Genomic DNA, 18819 nt, shown 5'->3' with positions numbered 1-18819 from the left:
GGGCTTGGGCTCCACCGGCTGGGCAGCGGCGGCAGGCTCGGCGGCGGCGGGCTTGGGCTCTACCGGCCGGGCAGCGGCGGGACGCGGGGCATCGGCAGCGACTGGCGGCAGGAAAGGCTTGTTGTCCTCCGGCTTCACCTCACCGGGGCGAGGGCCACGCAGTTGGGAATTAGCCACCTCAGTGGCACTAGGCTTATCCGCCACCACGGGGTCCTTCTGCCCCGCCGGCGCGAAGTTAAAACCTCCTGCAGCCTGGTAATTTCCGGACTTTTGCTCGCGAGTAAGCTCCTTAGGTTCCTCCTCTTGTTCAAAGGATACCTTCTTAGCCTCACCGCGGCGTTTGCCAATTACTACAATCAGGACGATAAGAAGTATGAGTACTGCGACAGCAATGCCCACTGCCAAGTACAGGGTTTCGTTTGGAATACCTTCGATAATCATGCCTCTATAGTGCCAAAGACTTCCCCACTAAGCACCATCGAGCGCTAATTATCCCTGTCGACCCCCAAGCGGCTAGCGTCCTGGGCCGCAGATTGCGTTCCCGGCGCCAGACCGGCGGCATTCATGCGCTGAGAAATCACCCGGGTCACACCGTCGCCGCGCATGGTCACGCCGTAGAGCACGTTCGCCACATCCATGGTGGGTTTTTGGTGGGTGATGACAATGAGCTGTGAGTCTTTGCGCAGTTCTTCGAAAAGGGCAATGAGCCGGCGCAGGTTGACATCATCGAGCGCGGCCTCCACCTCGTCCATGACATAGAACGGGCTGGGGCGGGCACGGAAGATAGCCACCAATAACGCCAGCGCGGTCAGGGACTTCTCCCCACCGGAAAGCAAGGATAGGCGCTTGACTTTCTTGCCCGGAGGACGCGCCTCGACGTCGATGCCACTGGCCAACAGGTCGCCAGGATCCGTCAAGATAAGCCGTCCCTCGCCGCCCGGAAACAGCGTGTGGAATACCTTGGGGAACTCCGCTTCCACGTCTTTCCAAGCGTCGGTAAACAACTGCAAAATTTGGCGGTCCACATCCACAATGACACCCTCCAGGTCCTTGCGCGCGGAGATAACGTCGTCTAGCTGGGTGGAAAGATAGGAGTAACGCTCCTCGAGTGCCTTGTATTCCTCTAACGCTAAAGGGTTGACCTTGCCTAGTGAGTTGAGGGCTTTTTCGGCCTTCTTCAGCCTGGCCGTTTCAGTGGAGCGGTCAAAATCCGCGCCCGGGGTGTAATCACGCAGCAGGTCAGTAATGGATATCCCTAGTTGCTCACCTATCCGCGACTGAGCTTCATCAAGTCGCACCTGGGCCTGCGAGCGAGCCAACTCCCCGTCGTGGGCGCTAGTTACCAGGTAGTCAAGTTGCTGGCGGCTAGCTTTGAGCGCCTGCTTGGCCTGAGCAACCGCAGCAGCAAGGTGACTGCGCAGCTGATTGGATTCATCGCGCGAAACGGTGGCGCGCTCCAACGCATAACTGGTGCGGGCGGAAATATCCTTCGCGTGGCGGGCTACCGTGGCCGCCAGGTCCGCCGCGGCTTTTCGCCTGGCCATGAGCTGATCATGGCGCGCTTTAGCCTGCCGTTCCTGCTCGGCTTGCCTGCGCAGCATGTCTCCGCGGCCGGAGACAGCCGCCACCTTGTCTTGCGCGGACCGGGCAGAAAGCTGGGCTTCTACCTCCATGGCCTTTATCTGCTCGAAGGCCGCGCGCGCGGTGTCGCGGGCGTCGGTGGAGGGTTCATCCGCGCCGTCTTCGGCATCCACGCGGGCCAACCTGTCGCGGGCTTCTTCAAGCTCGCCGCTCAGCGTGGCCAGCCTGGACTCGAGCTCGGCAGCCCTCTGCGCCACACGTTGCTGCTCGGACTGGTTGGCCTCCACCTGGGAGGTAAGGCGTTTAAAATCGCGTGTCCACGCCGCGGCAGATGAGTCGTGTTCGCGCAGCGCAGCGGTAGCCGCCGCGGCCGCCACGCGGGCGTCCTCGGCCGCGACCTTGGCACCTTCCAGCGTTCCAGATAGCTCCTCCAGACCCGCGACCGCGGCGTCCAAAGCCGCCGATGCCTCCGCTACCCGGGCAGTGACCTCAACCGTGGTCGACTGCCCTTGCCCGGCTTGGATCCAGCCCTCTCCCACCAACACCCCGGTGGGGGTCACGGCGCGTAGGCGGGGATCCTCAGCCACGGCGGCGCGGGCGGATTCTACGTCGGCGACCAAGGCGACATCGGCAAGCAAACGCGTGAGGGCACCGGCAACCTGGGGCGCGGCGGTGACGTTGTCCAGCAACCAACTTGCCCCTGCCGGAAGTTTGGCGTCCAAGCGCCACCCCGGCGCGGGCGCGTCCTTGCTGTCAAGCACCACCGTGCGCGCGGCCTTCTCCAATTGCACCAAGACCTCCGGCGTGACGTGGCCGGCCTGGGCCTCGGCAAACGCCCCCAGGGCGGCGGCCACCGCAGTTTCATGAGTGGTGGAAATGAAGTTGGCAAGCGGAGCAAAATCCCCACCCAAGCTCGGGGGCTTGGGCGCGGTAGATTTCAGCGTCTCTATCCGCGAGCGCAAAGTATAGACCTCGCGTTCGTGCTCGCGCTGGGCGTCGCGCAGCTGCTCAAGCCGCTTTTCCGCAGCTTGGGACTCCGCGGCGGCCCGGATGTGCGCTGTGTCCAGTGGCTCGCGGTCGCGGGAAAATTCCTCCAGCGTGGCCGCCACGTCGTCCGCCTCCCGCCGCGCTTCCTGCACCCGCTGGCGGTTGGCAGCCACCGTTTCTTCCTGCGCGGCCAGCTGGGAGCGCACGTTGTCTACCTGCGCGCTCAAGTTCTCTTCCTCTGCGATGAGGCGGACCACGCCCTCGCGCTTATCTGAAATGGCGCGGAGCTGGCGCATGTGTTCTTGCTCGGCTGACTCGTAATCCGCGCGCTTGTCCTCGACCTGCTCGCGGATGGTTTCCAACCGCATGGCTGCTTCTTCCGCCGCCTCTAGGAGGATCTGGTATTCCTCGTCCGCCTGCTGGGCGCGCGCCTCCAGGTCGTGTGGATCTTGACCCTGGTAGGCCACCTGGGCATTGCCGGAACTGGCGCGCTCGGTGGCAATGCGCAACGTCGCTGACACGCGCTCGGACAACGCGGAGAGGTCAAACCACAACTTCTGATGGTTATCGGCCGCTGCTTGGGCTTGCGTGAGCTCTTCTTCCAACTCCGTTAGCTGGGTCTGCTGGGTTTCAACCTGCGCCTCTACCTCCGCGCGCTGTTGGGCTTTAAGCTCTGCGTGCCGGGAGGCGTCTGCAAACAGTGCGCGCAACCGCACGACCTTTTCTCCGGCCAGGCGCAAGCGGGCATCGCGTAGATCCGCCTGGACGGTAGCCGCGCGCTTAGCCGCCTCCGCCTGGCGCGCCAGCGGTTTAAGCTGCTTGCCCAGCTCTTCGGTAAGGTCTTGCAGGCGGTCCACGTTGGCTTGCATACCGGTGAGCTTGCGCTGTGCCTTTTCCTTGCGCCGCCGGTGCTTGAGCACGCCTGCGGCCTCCTCGATGTAGGCGCGGCGGTCCTCCGGCTTGGACTCCAGAATCTCCGCGAGCTTTCCTTGGCCCACGATGATGTGCATTTCGCGGCCGATGCCCGAGTCGCTCAGCAGTTCCTGAATGTCCATCAGGCGGGCACGCGAGCCATTGATTTCGTATTCGCTGGCACCGTCGCGGAACATCCGGCGCGTGACGGAGACCTCGGTGTAGTCGATGGGCAGTGCGCCGTCAGAGTTGTCAATGGTCAGCGTGACTTCCGCGCGGCCCAACGCCTTGCGGTCACCCGCGCCGGCAAAGATGACGTCCTGCATCTTGCCGCCGCGCAGCGTCTTCGCGCTACCCTCCCCCATGACCCAAGCCAGGGCGTCCACCACGTTGGACTTGCCGGAGCCGTTGGGGCCCACCACGGCGCAAATACCGGGTTCGAATTTTAGGGAGGTCGCCGAAGCGAAGGACTTGAATCCTTTGAGCGTCAGCGATTTGAGGTGCATTGTTGGAATTTTAGCAAGTGCGGCTAGGAAAACTAGAAGTGCCCCGCACGCCTAAGCGTACGGGGCAGGTTGGTAGTTAACGTTCGATGAAGCCTTCTTCACCTTTGGGCTCAGCCCACTGTTTGACCACTAGGTCAACGGTGCCGGGCCGGCGGGCGGTGCTGGGGTCCTCGCGGAGGAGCTCCAGCAGCTTTTCGCAGTCTGCCTGGGGGCCTTCGGCGACTACTTGGACGCGGCCATCGGCAAGATTAGTAGCGTGGCCGGAAAGGCCCAGCTCCAGGGCGCGGGCCCTGGTCCACCAGCGGAAGCCGACGCCTTGGACGTGGCCGTGAACAAATGCGGTAAGACGTTTCATGGCTTCTAGGTTAGATCACGCGGGTTGACGTTTTGGGCGTTGAGCTCGCGGCGGTCTTCCAAGCTGCGGCGGGTGGCTGGGTCGGTGCCGTCCCAGACAGCGATGTTTTTGACCTCGGGCAGCATGTCGCGGTGGAATACTGGGTCCACGCCGCGGGCGCGCTGCTCGTTGAAGTTCTTGAGCAGCTTGATGGCCACGCCGGCCAGCGGGAAGATGGCAGCCAGGTTGAGCAGCACCATGATGGCGGCGCCGGTGTCCGCCAGGTCGAAGATGGTGCCCAGCGGTGCGACCGCGCCGTAGAAGACGAAGGCCAGCACAACTGCGCGGAAGCCCCACAGCACCGGCTTGGAGGTGGACAGGTACTCAATGTTGGACTCAGCCAAGTAGTAGTTGCCCAGGATGGAGGAAAATGCCAGGAAGAACAGGATGAAGGTGATGAAGTGGATACCCCACTCGCCCACGGTGGACGCCAAGGCGTCCTGGGTGAGCGTTACGCCGGCGATTTCATCAGAGCCAAACTTGTCAAAGTCGGTGCCCAGCAAGATGATGAACGCGGTAATGGAGCACACCACCAGGGTGTCAAAGTAAACACCCAGGGTCTGTACCAGGCCCTGTTTGACCGGGTGGGACACGGTAGCGGTGGCGGCGGCGTTGGGTGCGGAGCCTTCACCGGCCTCGTTGGAAAACAGGCCGCGCTGGATGCCCTTCATCAAAGCGGCACCGAAGGTTGCGCCCACCACCTCGCGGAAACCAAAGGCGGAGGCAATGATATCTGCAATCATGCCCGGAACTTCACCGATGTGCATGATGACAACGATGAGTCCCACCACAAGGTAAGCCACCGCCATGAACGGGACCACAACCTGCGTGATGGAGGAAATGCGGTGCACGCCGCCAAAGATAATCAACCCGGTGATGACAACCAGAATCAGGCCCAGGATGGATTTGAAGGTGCCGGAATCCTGGCCAAAGGAGGTACCCAGGGAGTCAACAATGGCGTTGGTCTGGAAAGCGTTGTAGAAGAAACCGAAGGTAATGGAAATTGCCACGGAAAACACTACTGCCAGGGACTTCCAGCCCAGGCCGCGGCGCATGTAGTACGCCGGGCCGCCGCGGTAGGTGTCACCGTCGCGGACCTTGTAGAGCTGCGCCAGGGTGGACTCCACGAAGGCGGTCGCGCCGCCGAGGATAGCAATCATCCACATCCAGAACACGGCACCGGGGCCGCCCACGGAGATGGCCACGGCCACACCCGCCACGTTGCCGGTGCCCACGCGAGACGCCGCGGAGATGGTGAATGCACGGAAGGCGGAGATTCCGCCGTAGTCCTTATCCGAGTCAAGGTTTTCGCCTTTGGGGCTTTCCACCACGGATTTGAACATGTCCGGGACCATGCGCAGCTGCACGACCACGGTACGGAAACCGAAATAGAGACCGGCTGCAATCAGCAGCCAGGGAAGGACGTAAGTCCAGAGATTAGAGTTTATGGCACCGATCACGGTGCTGAAGAGATCTTGCATAGGTAACAGATTAGCCCACCCAAAGTTCACTTCTGGCAGCTGGGGCACCGATGTGTCCCGCGTCCCCCCACCACGGATCTCTCCAGGGCTGTGCCACAACGCCGGCACGGCTTACCCCCGCGGCCATAAGCGTTGAGCGAGCGGTCAAAGTAGCCAGATTCCCCGTTGACGTTAACGTATAGCGAGTCAAAGCTGGTTCCGCCTTGCTCTAGCGCGCGCTCCATCACCGACTTTGCGGCTTCTAGCAGCGCCAACGCTTCCCGTTGCAGCAGCCGGTTTGAGGGCCGGGCGGGGTTGATACCGGCTAGCCAAAGAGCTTCATCGGCGTAAATGTTGCCAATTCCGGACACCACCGTCTGGTCCAGCAGGCCGGCCTTGATGGCGCGCCGCGACTTCCGCAGCCGCCTTGCCACCGCCTCCGGGTGGAAATCCGGGCCCAAAGGATCGGGCGCAATGTGTCCTATTTCATCCAGATTGGCCACCCGCCAGTAGCCAAAGGTGCGTTGGTCCACGAAGGACAGCTCCACGCCTCCGGATAGCCGGGTGCGGATACGCACGTGCGGGGACTCCACGGTACCCACCCGCATCTGGCCGGACATGCCCAGGTGTACCAGGCAGACCTGCGCGCTCCCGGCAAGTTCTAGCCACATGAATTTGCCCCGCCTGCCGATACCGCTTATCTCCTGCCCCACTAAGAGTCCCGGCAACAGCCCGACTTGGCCCCGGTTTGACCGCGGGTGAAGAAGATGCACCTCCTCGAATACCCGCCCAGGCAGGTGGCGGGCAAGGCCAAGCCGTACTGACTCAACCTCGGGCAGCTCAGGCATCGACGGAGCCGGCCACCAGCTGGGGTGACGCCTTAAGCTTGTCCACCGCCTGGTTTGCGGCTTTTTGCTCCGCGAGTTTCTTGTTAGGCCCTACTCCCTGCCCCATCTCGAGTCCGTTGACGGTGGCCACGGCTGTGAAAACCTGCTCGTGCTCGGGGCCCACGGAGGTGGCGGTGTAGACGGGCATGGGAGCCTTCAATGACGCGCACAGCTCCTGGAGCACCGTTTTCCAGTCCTGGTGGCGCCCGGTGGCTGAAGCGTTGTCAATCTTTTTCTTAAACAGCGTCAAAATCACGTCCCGGGCCACCTCGAAACCGTGCGTGAGGTAGATGGCCCCCAGCAGGGCCTCGGTGGTGTCAGCCAGGATGGAATCCTTATCCGAGCCTCCGGTAGTGGTCTCACCTTTGCCCAGCAAGATATAGGCCCCCAGGCCAATCTCGCGGGCGATATCTGCCAGCCCGTAGCGGGAGACGATGGAGGCGCGCATCTTGGAGATATCCGACTCTGGGCGGGTGGGGTAGTTTTCATAGAGCTTGGAAGCCACGGACAGGCCCAGCACGGCGTCACCGAGGAATTCCAGGCGCTCGTTGTTGGGCAGGTGCCCGTTTTCGTTGGCAAAGGACCGGTGGGTCAACGCCAGGCGGAGCAGGTCCTCCGGCAGGTCCACGCCCAGGGATTCCAGCAACGGCGCGTGATCCGTTCCGGCAAACACCGCGTTGAGCGTTTGTGCGCCCGTCAGTTTCTTCTTACTCATAGGAACTTCTCCAGTCCGGCCCAGCGCTCATCAATTTCTTCCCCGGAGACACCGGTGGTGACACCCTCCGGAGTTTCGATTGTGCAGGGCTGCTCACACACTGGGCTAAAAGGCAGAGTCAGGCCGGCCTCATTGATGACGTCCTGGGAGATGTCAATGACGTCGCGGTCAATAAGCGGGGTTTCATCTCCTGAGCCTTGTTCCCCTTCATCAGCCGGATCCCCGGAGATGAAGTCCGGGTCAGCAGCGTAGATCTGGGAGATCCGCAGATCAAGGGGCCGCTCCAGCTCTGTTAGACACCGGGCGCACTGACCGCGCAGAGTGCCGGTGATGTGAGCGTCTACCGAAATCGCACCTCCCAGGGGCGACAAGGCGGCTTCTACCGTTACCTCTTCCCCCTCGGGGATGGCAATCATTTCCACGCCAATCCGCTCCGGGGCGGGCCCTTGCTGGGTGCGGGTTTGGGGTAGGCCGTCGCTCGATGGGCCGCGCAGCATATCAGCTACATTAAAAAGAAAAGGATTTTTTATAACCATAACCATAACGCAGCCAATCCTACACGCCCGGCCGCGATGATTTTTCCAGGCTCCTGGCCTGAGTGCTTGACCGGATTTGCCCGCCCAGCCTGGCAGGCAGCTGGGTAACGCCGTACAACCTGGTGCGTACAGGTGGTTTACCCTTGGCAGCGGCTTGGCCACGCCCTAGACTATGGCGCGTGAGTTACTCCCCCACCCTTGACATAGCCGGCGCCTTTACAGTGGCAGCGCTTGTGCCCTGCCTGGCGCTGGTGGCGTGTGGAGCGCTCATCGCCCGCCGGGAGTCTTTGGCCACCACCCCGGACGGGTGCCCGGCGGTAACCCTGCGCCGCGTTTTCGGTGGCTCAGTGGCGTTGGGTGCGGCCCTGGGGCTTTTCTCCCTGGCTCCCGCGTCCTTTGCTTTCGTCATTATCTTCGGCTCCGGCGTCTTCGGTGTGACCGCCGCGGGGTGGGCGTGGAACGCCTACCGGCCGGTATCGGCAGCGTTTGTCTCGGTCGCCGGGCTCATGCTGGGGGTTTCTCTCACGGTCACCCTGCTGGTGATCGCTTCGGAGGTTATCCAACACACCGGTGCCACCGCACTCACTGGGGTCCTGGTGGCGCAGTGGTTGGCTTTCGCCGTCCCGGGGCTGGCCATGGCGCTTTTTGCCGGAGGGTTGAAAAAAGCCGCGGCCCCAAAAAAGGGCCGCAGCTAAGAAGGATAGAGTGCTAGTCGCGGTAGTCGCGTTTTTGCTGGTACGCGCGCCCGGCGGCACCGGCGCCGCGGCGTAGCGCCTGACGGTCCTTGACCACCGTGCGCAGCACCCCGTTGAGGGTTTCTTCGAAAGAAGCCAGCTTGGAATCAACGAACTCGTCAGCTTCGGTGCGCAGGCGCAGCGACTCCGCGTGGGCGGCGTCCACGATCCGGTGGGCTTCGTCATTGGCGCGGGCAACAACCTCAGACTCAGACACCAGACGTTCTTGCTCCGCCTGGCCCTCCGCAACCGCGCGCTCAAAGGAGTGGTTGCCTTTGGCTACCAGGCGCTCGGATTCCGCGCGGGCGTCTTCAACCATGCGCTCGGAGTCGTCCTTGGCTTGGGACAACATGTAGGTCGTGCGGCTTTCCGCGTCCGCCAACATGGCTTCCGCGTCGGTTTGGGCCTGTTGCATCACGGCGCGGGATTCTGCTTCCGTTTCCGCCCAGAGTTGGTCGGCGCGTTCCTGCGCGCCCAGTAGGATGGCGTCTTGTTTGTCCAAAACGTCCTGGGCGTCATCTAGCTCCACGGGCAACGCGTTGCGGAGATCATCGAGAAGCGCCAGCATCTCGTTGCGGGAGACCATAGCGTTTCCAGTCATGGGAACGCCAGTGGCGGCTTCCAGTTTTCCATTTAGCTCATCTAGCGTTTCAAAGACTCGGTACATGGTGCCCAATTTAGCGAAAAATTACCGTTTTGGCTTGCTGCCACGCCAAAACCGCCAAATGCCCACCCCGCCGCCGTCAGGCAGCAGGATGGGCACCGAGGGAAAGCGGTTTAGATTACGCCCTGGGCGAGCATGGCGTCAGCAACCTTCTTGAAGCCGGCGATGTTAGCGCCCGCCACGTAGTCACCTTCGCGGTTGTACTCGCGTGCAGTGCGGTCCACATTCTTGAAGATGTTGGACATGATCTGGTGCAGGCGCTGGTCGGTGTACTCGAAGGACCAGGAGTCGCGGGTAGCGTTTTGCTGCATCTCCAGCGCGGAGGTGGCAACGCCGCCGGCGTTGGCTGCCTTGCCCGGCGCGAAGTGGATGCCGTTTTCCTGGAAGTAGTGCACGGCCTCCGGGGTGGAAGGCATGTTGGCGCCTTCTGCCACGTAGCGCACGCCGTTTTCTGCCAGCTGCTTGGCGTGGTCACCGTTGAGCTCGTTTTGGGTGGCACAAGGAAGCGCGACGTCTGCCTTGACTTCCCAGATGTTGCCGCCCTCGTGGTAGGTGCCCTCAGCCTGGTCGACGTATTCGGAGATGCGGCCGCGGCCAACTTCCTTGATTTGTTTGACCAGTTCCACGTCCACACCGTTGGGGGTGGAGATGTAGCCTGCCGAGTCGGACATAGCAACCACGGTTGCGCCCAGCTGCTGAGCTTTTTCTGCGGCGTAGATGGCCACGTTGCCGGAGCCGGAGACAATGACCTTGGCGCCGTCGAAGGACTCTTCGTGGGTGTTCATCATTTCCTCGGTCAGGTAGACCAGGCCGTAGCCGGTGGCCTCGGTGCGCACTAGCGACCCACCCCAGGAAAGGCCCTTGCCGGTGAGCACGCCGGATTCGTGCTGGTTTGCCAGGCGACGGTACTGGCCAAAAAGGTAGCCAATTTCACGGCCACCCACGCCGATGTCGCCTGCCGGGACGTCGCGGTACTCGCCGATGTGGCGGTGCAGCTCAGTCATAAACGACTGGCAAAAACGCATGACCTCAGCGTCGGTACGGCCCTTGGGGTCGAAGTCGGAGCCGCCCTTGCCGCCGCCGATGGGCAGGCCGGTCAGGGAGTTTTTGAAGATCTGCTCGAAACCCAGGAACTTGATGATGCCCAGGTTCACGGATGGGTGGAAACGCAGGCCGCCCTTGTAGGGGCCCAGCGCGGAGTTGAACTGAACGCGGAAGCCACGGTTGACGTTGACTTCGCCCTTGTCATCGGTCCAGGGGACGCGGAAGATGAGCTGACGCTCTGGTTCGCAGAGGCGCTCGACTAGGCTGTAGTCTGCGTAGTGTGGGTCTTTTTCCAAAACAATCTTGAGTGAGTCCAGGACCTCGGACACGGCCTGGTGGAATTCTGGCTCTCCGGCGTTGCGCTTGAGTAGCCGGTCGTAATACTCAGAGATTTGGGCGTCGACGTTCATGAGTTCTCCTTCGGGGAATGAAAATACGAAAAATTGGGGTCAACCCGCTTTTCCTAACAACTGCTAGTTTCCTATCAACCTATCGAAAAAGCAAGCCGAGCCGGCGGTAGATTTACCGAAAGTCGCCCACTAGCTGCTGCAACGCCGTTAAAAAATACCTGTTGGGTAATTGAATTGCGTGGGTTTGGAGCCAGTCTTGGCCAAAATTTTCACCACACTCCCACACCTGCCACCAGGGCACCACGGCAACCAGGGCACCACGGCAACCAGGGCACACCGGATATACTCGCACCATGCTTATCATCGTTGCCCCCGACTCCTTCAAAGGCACCGCCAGCGCCCCCACCGCGGCCGCCGCCATTGCCAGCGGCGTGCGCGAGGCCCTACCCCACGCCAAGGTCATCACCATGCCCTTTGCTGACGGCGGTGAGGGCACTGCGCGGGCGTTGGCGGACGCGGCATCGGCACGCGGGGCTAACGTGGACACCGTAACTTTGCCCGTCACCGACGCGGTAGGCAGACTGGCAGAAGCCTCCTACTTCCTCAACCGCACCGACAACGTCGCCTACCTGGACGTCGCGGCCGCCAGTGGCCTGCCCGCCGTAGCCGACGCCCTGGACCCACTGCACGCCGACACCTTCGGAACCGGAGTGCTCATCGCCGACGCGGAAGCCAAGGGGGCCACGTCGGTAATAATGGGGCTGGGCGGCTCAGCCACCATGGACGGCGGAACCGGGATCCTTACCGCCCTAGGTGCCGCCGCCCACGACGCCCGCGGCTACGCCCTCCCCAAAGGCGGCGCACCACTAGTCCAGCTGGCCTCCTTTGACACCGCGCAGCTCAACCTCAAAGCCGCCGCACTCGACTTCACGCTGCTCGCGGACACAGAAGTGCCGCCCGGGACCTCCGTGGCGGTCTACGGACCGCAAAAAGGCGCAGAGGGCCAACAACTGGCCCTACTCACCGGCGCCATGCTGCGCCTCTGCGAGGTCACCGGAACCAACCCCGACACCCCGCACTTCGGCGCCGCCGGGTGCATCCCGGTGGGACTGAGCTATATTTCCCAGCTGCTATGGGGTGATGACTCCCACGTGCGCACCGTGGCCGGCGCCCCCTTCATTGCCCAGCACACCCGCCTGGCAACCGCGCTCCCCCAGGCAGATCTCATCATCACCGGCGAAGGCAAAGTGGACGCCCAATCCACTACCGGCAAAGCCGTGGGATATCTTGCCGCGGCAGGCAAACAAGCGGGCGTGCCACTAGCAGTGGTGGCCGGGAAAGTAGAACAACCATTAGGCGACTACACGGTGGAACTTGACCAACAAGGACACATCAACGACCAGCTGCGAAAGGCCGGCCGCGAAATCGCCGCGCAGTTTAGCGCCTGACCTCCACCAGCCACGGGAAGATGGCCGGCTTCTCATGCGCCTTTTCATCTTCCAACAGCACATGGTCCTTGGGCAGGGCCGCGTGCGGGGTCAGCAACCGGGATAGCACCATGGCCAGCTGGTTATAGGAACCCTTCACTCCACTTGCCGCGATGTCGTAGCCCACCACGGTGGCGTCTTCTAGCTCCCGGTCCTCATGCTCATCCCGGTAAGTTTGGCGGAGGTTTTCTTCCACCCCGTCGTAGAGCTTAGGATTGGGATCAATCTCCACCTTGCCGGCGCTCAAATCCCCAGCGGCAACAAGCTTGTCAAGGGCAGTTTGGAAAATATCCGCCACGCGCTGCCTATGGGCGGCGGGGACCAGGACACAAAAGTGAATATTCGGCATAAGGGTCACCTTACCTAAAGAAAGGGCACCACCGCTATGGGCATCAAAGAAATCCTTCACCACCACGGGGCAGACCTGTCGTGGCAACGCGCGTTCTACGAGGACCTGCACCGCCACCCGGAGCTGTCCCACCACGAAAAGCGCACCGCCGAGAAAATCCGGGAACACCTGGCGGGCTACGGCTGTGAGGTGATAGACGGTATCGGCGGCTATGGCATGGTGGCCATCTTCCGCAACGGCGAGGGGCCAACGGTGCTCATGCGCGCCGACTTCGACGGGCTGCCCGTCCAGGAAGCCACCGGGGTGGAATTCGCCGCCACCAACGGGGCCATGCACGCCTGCGGGCATGATATGCACACCACTGCGCTGCTGGGGGCGTGCGCCATTGTAGACAGCCGGCGCGATAGCTGGCAGGGCACGTTCCTGGCGCTGTTCCAGCCGGCGGAAGAAACCTCCGACGGCGCCAAGACCATGCTGGCCGATGGCCTACTAGACCGCGTCCCGCGCCCACAGCTGTGCCTAGGCCAGCACATCATGCCGGGCCCCGCCGGCCAGGTAATGTCTTCGCCCGGCCCCATCATGGCAGGGTGTGATTCCATCCGCGTGCGGCTTAAGGGCCGCTCCGCGCACGCGTCCATGCCGCACAATTCCGTTGACCCCACGCTTATGGCGGCCATGATTGTGGTCCGTCTCCAGGCCATCGTGGGCCGTGAGGTGGCGCCGGATGATTTCTTTGTTATCTCCGTGGGTGAGCTGCACTCAGGGGACAAAAACAACATCATCCCCGCCACCGCGGAGCTGGTACTCAACACCCGTTTTTACCAACCGGAGCTGGCCACACGGGTCTATGCCGCGCTAAAACGCGTGGTTAAAGCCGAGTGCGAGGCCTCCGGCGCGCCCGATGCCCCCACCTTCGAATTCTTTGCACACGGTGAGGTCACAGACAACGACCCGGGCCTGCACGCGCGCATCCGCGAGTCTTTTGACACCGTTTTTGGCCCGGATTCGGTAGATGCCACGCCGTCGACGGCCTCGGAGGACTTCTCCTACCTGCCGCAGGCCTGGGGAGTGCCCTATTGTTTCTGGCTGGTAGGCTCCACCCCGGCCGGGCGCATGGACAACCCGCCGGTTAATCACCAGGCGGACTTCCTGCCGGACTATGAGCCCACTGTGCGGGCCAGCACCTTGGCCGGCGCGGCCGCCGTACTGACTTTTCTCCGCCCCACGCACTAGTGCCTTTAACCATCAACGCCCCTTTGCGATTATGCTTGGTTGTGTTTGAATGCCCCCGAAATTGGAGTTTGACATGTCGAATTTAGAATTTGCTGAAGCCATCCCCGGTCACGTCCGTGCCGCCGCCGGAGTCAGCCCCGATGCGGCATCCGACCGCAAATACTGGTCCGGCTTGTCGCGCAGCGTGGTGCGCGAAATCGCCGATAACTGGGAGGCCACCCGCAAGGCCTACGCCGGCGCCCGCCAGCAGCACTACCTCTCCGCAGAGTTCCTGCAAGGACGCGCGTTGCTCAACAACCTCACCAACCTGGGCCGGGTGGAAGAAGCCAAGGAGGCCGTGCGCGCGTCTGGCCGGGAACTGGTGGACGTGCTGGAAGCAGAACACGACGCCGCTCTGGGCAACGGTGGCCTAGGCCGCCTGGCCGCCTGTTTCCTGGACTCCGCGGTCACCCAGGACTACCCTGTCACCGGCTACGGCATCTTGTACCGCTACGGCCTGTTCCGCCAGTCCTTTGACAACGGACACCAGGTCGAGCGCCCGGACGCGTGGATGGAAAACGGCTACGACTTTGTCATCCGCCGCTCCGCGCAGCAATATCGCATTCACTTCGATGACATGGAAGCCCGCGCGGTCCCCTACGACATGCCCATCACAGGCTACGGCACGGACAACGTAGGCACCCTGCGCCTGTGGAAGGCGGAGCCGGTGGAAGAGTTCGATTATGACGCCTTCAACTCCCAGCGCTTCACCGAGGCCATCGTTGAGCGCGAGCGCGTCATGGACATCTGCCGCGTGCTCTACCCCAATGACACCACCTATGAGGGCAAGGTGCTGCGCGTCCGCCAGCAGTATTTCTTTGTCTCCGCCTCCTTGCAGCAGATGATTGATAACTACATCACCCAGCACGGTGAGGATCTCTCCGGATTTGCCACGTACAACTGCATCCAGCTCAACGACACCCACCCAGTTTTGGCCATCCCCGAGCTCATGCGCCTTCTCATGGACGTCCACGGACTGGGTTGGGACAAGGCCTGGGAGATTGTCACGCAGACCTTCGCATATACCAACCACACCGTGTTGGCCGAAGCCCTAGAAAGCTGGGAAGTATCCATCTTCCAAAAGCTGTTCTGGCGTATCTGGCAGATTGTGGAGGAAATCGACCGCCGTTTCCGCCTGGATATGGCAGGCCGGGGCCTGGACCAAGGCCGGATCGACTACATGGCGCCAGTGTCCGGCGGCCACGTACACATGGCGTGGATTGCCTGCTACGCCGCATACTCCATTAACGGCGTGGCTGCTTTGCACACCGAGATCATCAAGGCTGACACTCTTTCCGAATGGCACGACCTGTGGCCAGAGAAGTTCAACAACAAGACCAACGGCGTGACCCCGCGCCGCTGGCTGAAGATGTGCAACCCGCGCCTATCCGAGCTGCTGACCGACAAGGCCGGCTCTGATGAGTGGGTCACTGATTTGAGCCAGCTCCAAAAACTAGCGCCCTTGGCCGACGACGCCGCCGTGTTGGAGAGCCTGCAGGACATCAAAGCCGGCAACAAGCGCGACTTCGCCGCGTGGATCCTCAACCACCAGGGTGCGGAGGTGGATCCGGAGTCCATCTTCGATGTCCAGATCAAGCGCCTACACGAATACAAGCGCCAGCTGATGAACGCGCTGTACATCTTGGACCTGTACTTCCGTATTAAAGAAGACGGAGAGGACGTGCCCAAGCGCACCTTCATCTTCGGCGCGAAGGCAGCGCCCGGCTACGTGCGCGCAAAGGCAATCATCAAGCTCATCAACACCATCGGTGACTTGGTCAACAATGACCCGGCCACCAAGGACATCATCCGCGTGGTGTTCGTGGAAAACTACAACGTTTCCCCGGCAGAGAAAATCATTCCGGCCGCCGATGTCTCCGAGCAGATCTCCGTAGCCGGCAAGGAAGCCTCTGGCACTTCCAACATGAAGTTCATGATGAACGGTGCCCTGACGCTGGGCACCATGGACGGAGCCAACGTGGAAATCGTCGAGGCCGTGGGTGAGGAAAACGCCTACATCTTCGGCGCCCGCGTGGAGGAAATTCCGGAACTGCGCAGGGACTACAACCCGAGCGAGCTCTACCACACGGTGCCAGGTTTGGCCCGCGTGCTTGACGCCCTGACTTCTGACCTGCTGGGGATTGAAAACCAGGGTCTATTCGCGGACCTGCGTGCCTCCTTGCTAGACGGCTACGGCGAGCACGCCCAGGACCAGTACTACGTGCTGGGCGACTACGCGTCCTACCGCGAGGCCCGCGACCGCATGGCCACCGACTACGTCGAAGACCCCAAGGCGTGGGCGCGCATGGCATGGCTAAATATCTGCCACTCCGGGCGCTTTTCTTCCGACCGCACCATCGCGGACTACGCCCAGGAAGTCTGGAAGCTAGAGCCCACCCCCATTTCCAAGTAAAGTCCCCCACTAGCTAGAAAAATACGCACCCACAGCCACGGTCAGTGGCTTGGGTGCGTATTTCTGTGCGTCAGCTTCGATTAGCTGGCCATGTCTCCTAGCTTGTGAACCCGGATCATGTTGGTGTTTCCGGATACTCCTGGAGGAGTACCCGCTACTACGACCACCACGTCACCCTCAGAGTATTCATCAATCCGCAGGAGGTTTTCATCCAGCGCCTTCATCATCTCATCGGTGGTCTTGACCGTGGGGGTCAAGAACGTTTGTGCACCCCAGGTCAGCGCCAGCTGCGACCGGACCGCTTGGTGGGGGGTAAACACCAGCAAGGGCAGGCGGGAGTGCAGGCGGGCCACACGCTTTGCGGTGTCTCCGGAGGAAGTAAATGCCACGATGGCCTTGGCGTTGAGACGCTCGGCGATATCACGCGCGGAGTAGGAAATCACGCCGCGCTTGGTGCGAGGCACGTGGTTGAGCGGCGGTACGCTGCCCGCAGTTTCCGCACTTTTCACGATGCGCGCCATGGTGCGGACCGTATTCTGCGGAGCAATTCCCACCGAGGTCTCACCGGAGAGCATGACGGCGTCTGCGCCGTCCAACACGGCGTTGGCGACATCGGAAGCCTCGGCGCGGGTAGGCCGCAGGTTGGAAATCATGGAATCTAGCATCTGGGTGGCCACGATGACCGGCTTGGCGTTTTCACGCGCAATTTGGATGGCGCGTTTTTGCACCAGCGGCACCTGCTCCAGCGGGACCTCAACGCCCAGGTCACCGCGGGCAACCATGATGGCGTCGAAGGCTAGAACGATGGACTCCAGGGCGTCCACGGCCTCCGGCTTCTCTAGCTTGGCTATAACGGGGACGCGGCGGCCTTCCTCATCCATGACGGCGTGAACCAGGTCTACGTCGGAAGGTGAGCGCACGAAGGACAACGCCACAAAGTCAACGCCTAGCTTCAACGCGAACCGCAAATCGGCGATGTCTTTTTCGGACAAGGCGGGCACGGAAATATCCATCCCGGGTAGGGAAACGCCCTTGTTGTTGGACACCTCTCCGCCCTCGGTTACCTCGCAGATGACGTCATTGCCTTCTACGCCGGTACACACCACAGCCACCTTGCCGTCATCAATGAGCAGGCGGTCCCCCGGCTTGGCGTCTTTTGCCAGGTTCTTGTAGGTGGTAGAAACCCGGTCATGGGTTCCCACGACGTCCTCAACGGTGATGCGAACGGTTTCGCCCTCCGCCCAGAACGCGCGTTCCTTCTCAAACCGGCCTAGCCGGATCTTGGGGCCTTGGAGGTCCGCCAGGACGCCGACGGCGCGGCCGGTGGCGTCCGTAGCCTTGCGAACCCAGCGGTAGTTTTGCTCGTGGTCAGCGTGGTCGCCGTGCGACATATTCAGGCGGGCGACCTCCATCCCTGACTCTACGAGGCCAAGGATTCCGTCATAGCTTGCCACTGCTGGGCCCAGCGTACAAACGATTTTGGTTCTTCTATCCAACATGTAAAAACCTTAAATTGTGGTCGGGGTGTTTTTCACCCCTAAACTTACTCGGATCTTTCCGACTAAGCCACTGAACCGGGCGCGCGCCCGGATGCAGGGACCGGGTTGTCCCCGGGACCCGCCGGTCCGCCGTGTGTCTGGGCATGGTAGCGGGGGTCCACCTCCGCGGGGGTTTCCTGACCGCGGCGCAGACGGAAGAAGATCACCACCGCTACCGAAAACAGCACCACGGAAACAATGACGTTAATACGAAGCCCGAATACGTGCGTGGCTTCGTCGGCGCGCATGTTTTCTACGAAAAAGCGCCCGAAGGTATAGCAGGCCACATAGAGCGCGAATACCCGGCCGTGGCCCAGCTTCCACGCCCGCTGCGCCCAGATAAGAAACAGGCACACGGCCACGTTCCACACCAGTTCGTAGAGGAACGTTGGGTGGACCGAAGCGATAATTTCCCCGGTAGAACGCCCCGAGATGGGGGCATACTTTCCGGCCTCATCCACGCGGTAGTAGATATCCAGCGCCCAGGGCACGGTGGTCTCACGGCCGTAGAGTTCCTGGTTGAACCAGTTGCCCAGGCGGCCAATTCCCTGCGCCAGAATCAATCCCGGCGCAACGGCGTCGGCGAAAGGTGCCATGGGGATCTTCTTGAGCCTAAACATCACCCAGATAGCCAAGACTCCCAGCGCCACCGCGCCCCAAATCCCCAGGCCACCGTTGGTTATCTTTAAGGCGTTGACGGGATTGCAGGTGTCGCAAAAGTACTTGTCATAATCTGTTGCCACGTGGTAGAGCCGCCCGCCCAGGATTCCGGCGGGGATGATGACAATGGCGGCGTCCCACACGGTGTCGGGGTTTCCGCCGCGGGCGACGTAGCGGCGCTTAGTAAGCCACAACGCCACGAGGATGCCGGCCACAATACATAGAGCGTAAGCCCGAATATGGCCAAGCCACACGCCCTGCGGCGGGGAAGGAATGTTTGCCAAAATAGTTAAGTGCACGGTTTCCTAGTCTGCCAGGTAAACCCACCCG

Annotated in this window: 15 protein-coding genes and 1 pseudogene; 4 read left to right on the top strand and 12 right to left on the bottom strand. The window is 61.9% G+C overall.

All coding sequences use genetic code 11. The features are described 5' to 3' along the window. From F4V58_RS12850 to F4V58_RS04115, 7 genes and pseudogenes are all read right to left on the bottom strand, one after another. Nucleotides 1-441: pseudogene (locus tag F4V58_RS12850) on the bottom strand (signal recognition particle-docking protein FtsY); the annotation flags it as partial. A 44-nt stretch (nucleotides 442-485) separates the two neighbouring features. After that, nucleotides 486-3986, bottom strand: a complete 3501-nt coding sequence (smc, locus tag F4V58_RS04140) for a chromosome segregation protein SMC (RefSeq protein ID WP_075733600.1) — start codon at nucleotides 3984-3986, stop codon at nucleotides 486-488. Between the two features lie 76 nt (nucleotides 3987-4062). Beyond that, nucleotides 4063-4341: an acylphosphatase gene (locus tag F4V58_RS04135; protein WP_075733598.1), complete on the bottom strand. Its 279-nt coding sequence runs from the start codon at nucleotides 4339-4341 to the stop codon at nucleotides 4063-4065. Between the two features lie 5 nt (nucleotides 4342-4346). After that, the gene (locus F4V58_RS04130) at nucleotides 4347-5861 is read right to left on the bottom strand and encodes an alanine/glycine:cation symporter family protein (protein WP_075736492.1); all 1515 of its coding nucleotides are present in this window, start codon (nucleotides 5859-5861) and stop codon (nucleotides 4347-4349) included. A 26-nt stretch (nucleotides 5862-5887) separates the two neighbouring features. Then, nucleotides 5888-6688, bottom strand: coding sequence for a bifunctional DNA-formamidopyrimidine glycosylase/DNA-(apurinic or apyrimidinic site) lyase (mutM, locus tag F4V58_RS04125; RefSeq protein WP_075733596.1), 801 nt, complete (start codon nucleotides 6686-6688; stop codon nucleotides 5888-5890). Beyond that, entirely contained in the window at nucleotides 6681-7442 is a 762-nt protein-coding gene (gene rnc / locus F4V58_RS04120; protein WP_075733594.1) for a ribonuclease III, read from the bottom strand. Before rnc ends, mutM begins: the two co-directional genes overlap by 8 nt. Then, nucleotides 7439-7939, bottom strand: coding sequence for a YceD family protein (locus tag F4V58_RS04115; RefSeq protein ID WP_245803030.1), 501 nt, complete (start codon nucleotides 7937-7939; stop codon nucleotides 7439-7441). Before F4V58_RS04115 ends, rnc begins: the two co-directional genes overlap by 4 nt. Before the next feature lie 218 nt (nucleotides 7940-8157). Between F4V58_RS04115 and F4V58_RS04110 the strand changes: the two genes are divergently transcribed. Then, nucleotides 8158-8673 carry a hypothetical protein gene (locus F4V58_RS04110; protein ID WP_075733592.1) on the top strand — a complete coding sequence of 172 codons (516 nt, stop codon included), beginning with the start codon at nucleotides 8158-8160 and terminating at the stop codon, nucleotides 8671-8673. A gap of 13 nt (nucleotides 8674-8686) precedes the next feature. Here F4V58_RS04110 and F4V58_RS04105 read toward each other — a convergent pair whose 3' ends face one another. Both F4V58_RS04105 and gdhA read right to left on the bottom strand, forming a co-directional pair. Further along, nucleotides 8687-9379, bottom strand: a complete 693-nt coding sequence (locus F4V58_RS04105) for a DivIVA domain-containing protein (RefSeq protein ID WP_075733590.1) — start codon at nucleotides 9377-9379, stop codon at nucleotides 8687-8689. A 110-nt stretch (nucleotides 9380-9489) separates the two neighbouring features. Continuing rightward, entirely contained in the window at nucleotides 9490-10830 is a 1341-nt protein-coding gene (gene gdhA / locus F4V58_RS04100) for an NADP-specific glutamate dehydrogenase (protein WP_075733588.1), read from the bottom strand. A gap of 293 nt (nucleotides 10831-11123) precedes the next feature. Here gdhA and F4V58_RS04095 point away from each other — a divergent pair, with 293 nt between their 5' ends. After that, entirely contained in the window at nucleotides 11124-12218 is a 1095-nt protein-coding gene (locus F4V58_RS04095; RefSeq protein WP_075733584.1) for a glycerate kinase family protein, read from the top strand. On the opposite strand, the gene F4V58_RS04090 is transcribed toward F4V58_RS04095, so the two are convergent. Continuing rightward, nucleotides 12208-12606: a hypothetical protein gene (locus F4V58_RS04090; protein ID WP_075733582.1), complete on the bottom strand. Its 399-nt coding sequence runs from the start codon at nucleotides 12604-12606 to the stop codon at nucleotides 12208-12210. The two genes, F4V58_RS04095 and F4V58_RS04090, sit on opposite strands and share 11 nt — an antisense overlap. A 36-nt stretch (nucleotides 12607-12642) precedes the next feature. Here F4V58_RS04090 and F4V58_RS04085 point away from each other — a divergent pair, with 36 nt between their 5' ends. Continuing rightward, complete coding sequence (locus F4V58_RS04085; RefSeq protein WP_075733580.1) at nucleotides 12643-13839, top strand: amidohydrolase; 1197 nt, start codon at nucleotides 12643-12645, stop codon at nucleotides 13837-13839. Nucleotides 13840-13912: 73 nt separating this feature from the next. Continuing rightward, on the top strand, nucleotides 13913-16291 hold the full coding sequence (locus F4V58_RS04080) for a glycogen/starch/alpha-glucan phosphorylase (RefSeq protein WP_075733579.1): 2379 nt from the start codon (nucleotides 13913-13915) through the stop codon (nucleotides 16289-16291). Between the two features lie 80 nt (nucleotides 16292-16371). On the opposite strand, the gene pyk is transcribed toward F4V58_RS04080, so the two are convergent. Both pyk and lgt read right to left on the bottom strand, forming a co-directional pair. Beyond that, on the bottom strand, nucleotides 16372-17787 hold the full coding sequence (gene pyk, locus F4V58_RS04075) for a pyruvate kinase (protein ID WP_075736488.1): 1416 nt from the start codon (nucleotides 17785-17787) through the stop codon (nucleotides 16372-16374). A gap of 65 nt (nucleotides 17788-17852) precedes the next feature. Beyond that, nucleotides 17853-18788, bottom strand: a complete 936-nt coding sequence (lgt, locus tag F4V58_RS04070) for a prolipoprotein diacylglyceryl transferase (RefSeq protein ID WP_075733578.1) — start codon at nucleotides 18786-18788, stop codon at nucleotides 17853-17855. Nucleotides 18789-18819 lie beyond the last annotated feature (31 nt).

The organism is Corynebacterium phocae (genome assembly GCF_008693075.1).
GTDB classification, from domain to species: Bacteria; Actinomycetota; Actinomycetes; order Mycobacteriales; family Mycobacteriaceae; genus Corynebacterium; species Corynebacterium phocae.
The sequence above is the reverse complement of the archived record's forward strand: the minus strand, read 5'-3'. Positions and strand labels throughout refer to the sequence as shown.

Excerpts from the sequence above, each read along its gene's own strand:
- F4V58_RS04095 (WP_075733584.1), top strand. The coding sequence starts at position 11,124 with ATGCTTATCATCGTTGCCCCCGACTCCTTCAAAGGCACCGCCAGCGCC.
- F4V58_RS04105 (WP_075733590.1), bottom strand. The coding sequence starts at position 9,379 with ATGTACCGAGTCTTTGAAACGCTAGATGAGCTAAATGGAAAACTGGAA.
- F4V58_RS04135 (WP_075733598.1), bottom strand. The coding sequence starts at position 4,341 with ATGAAACGTCTTACCGCATTTGTTCACGGCCACGTCCAAGGCGTCGGC.
- F4V58_RS04085 (WP_075733580.1), top strand. The coding sequence starts at position 12,643 with ATGGGCATCAAAGAAATCCTTCACCACCACGGGGCAGACCTGTCGTGG.
- F4V58_RS04115 (WP_245803030.1), bottom strand. The coding sequence starts at position 7,939 with ATGCTGCGCGGCCCATCGAGCGACGGCCTACCCCAAACCCGCACCCAG.
- gdhA (WP_075733588.1), bottom strand. The coding sequence starts at position 10,830 with ATGAACGTCGACGCCCAAATCTCTGAGTATTACGACCGGCTACTCAAG.
- smc (WP_075733600.1), bottom strand. The coding sequence starts at position 3,986 with ATGCACCTCAAATCGCTGACGCTCAAAGGATTCAAGTCCTTCGCTTCG.
- F4V58_RS04090 (WP_075733582.1), bottom strand. The coding sequence starts at position 12,606 with ATGCCGAATATTCACTTTTGTGTCCTGGTCCCCGCCGCCCATAGGCAG.
- F4V58_RS04130 (WP_075736492.1), bottom strand. The coding sequence starts at position 5,861 with ATGCAAGATCTCTTCAGCACCGTGATCGGTGCCATAAACTCTAATCTC.
- mutM (WP_075733596.1), bottom strand. The coding sequence starts at position 6,688 with ATGCCTGAGCTGCCCGAGGTTGAGTCAGTACGGCTTGGCCTTGCCCGC.
- F4V58_RS04080 (WP_075733579.1), top strand. The coding sequence starts at position 13,913 with ATGTCGAATTTAGAATTTGCTGAAGCCATCCCCGGTCACGTCCGTGCC.
- rnc (WP_075733594.1), bottom strand. The coding sequence starts at position 7,442 with ATGAGTAAGAAGAAACTGACGGGCGCACAAACGCTCAACGCGGTGTTT.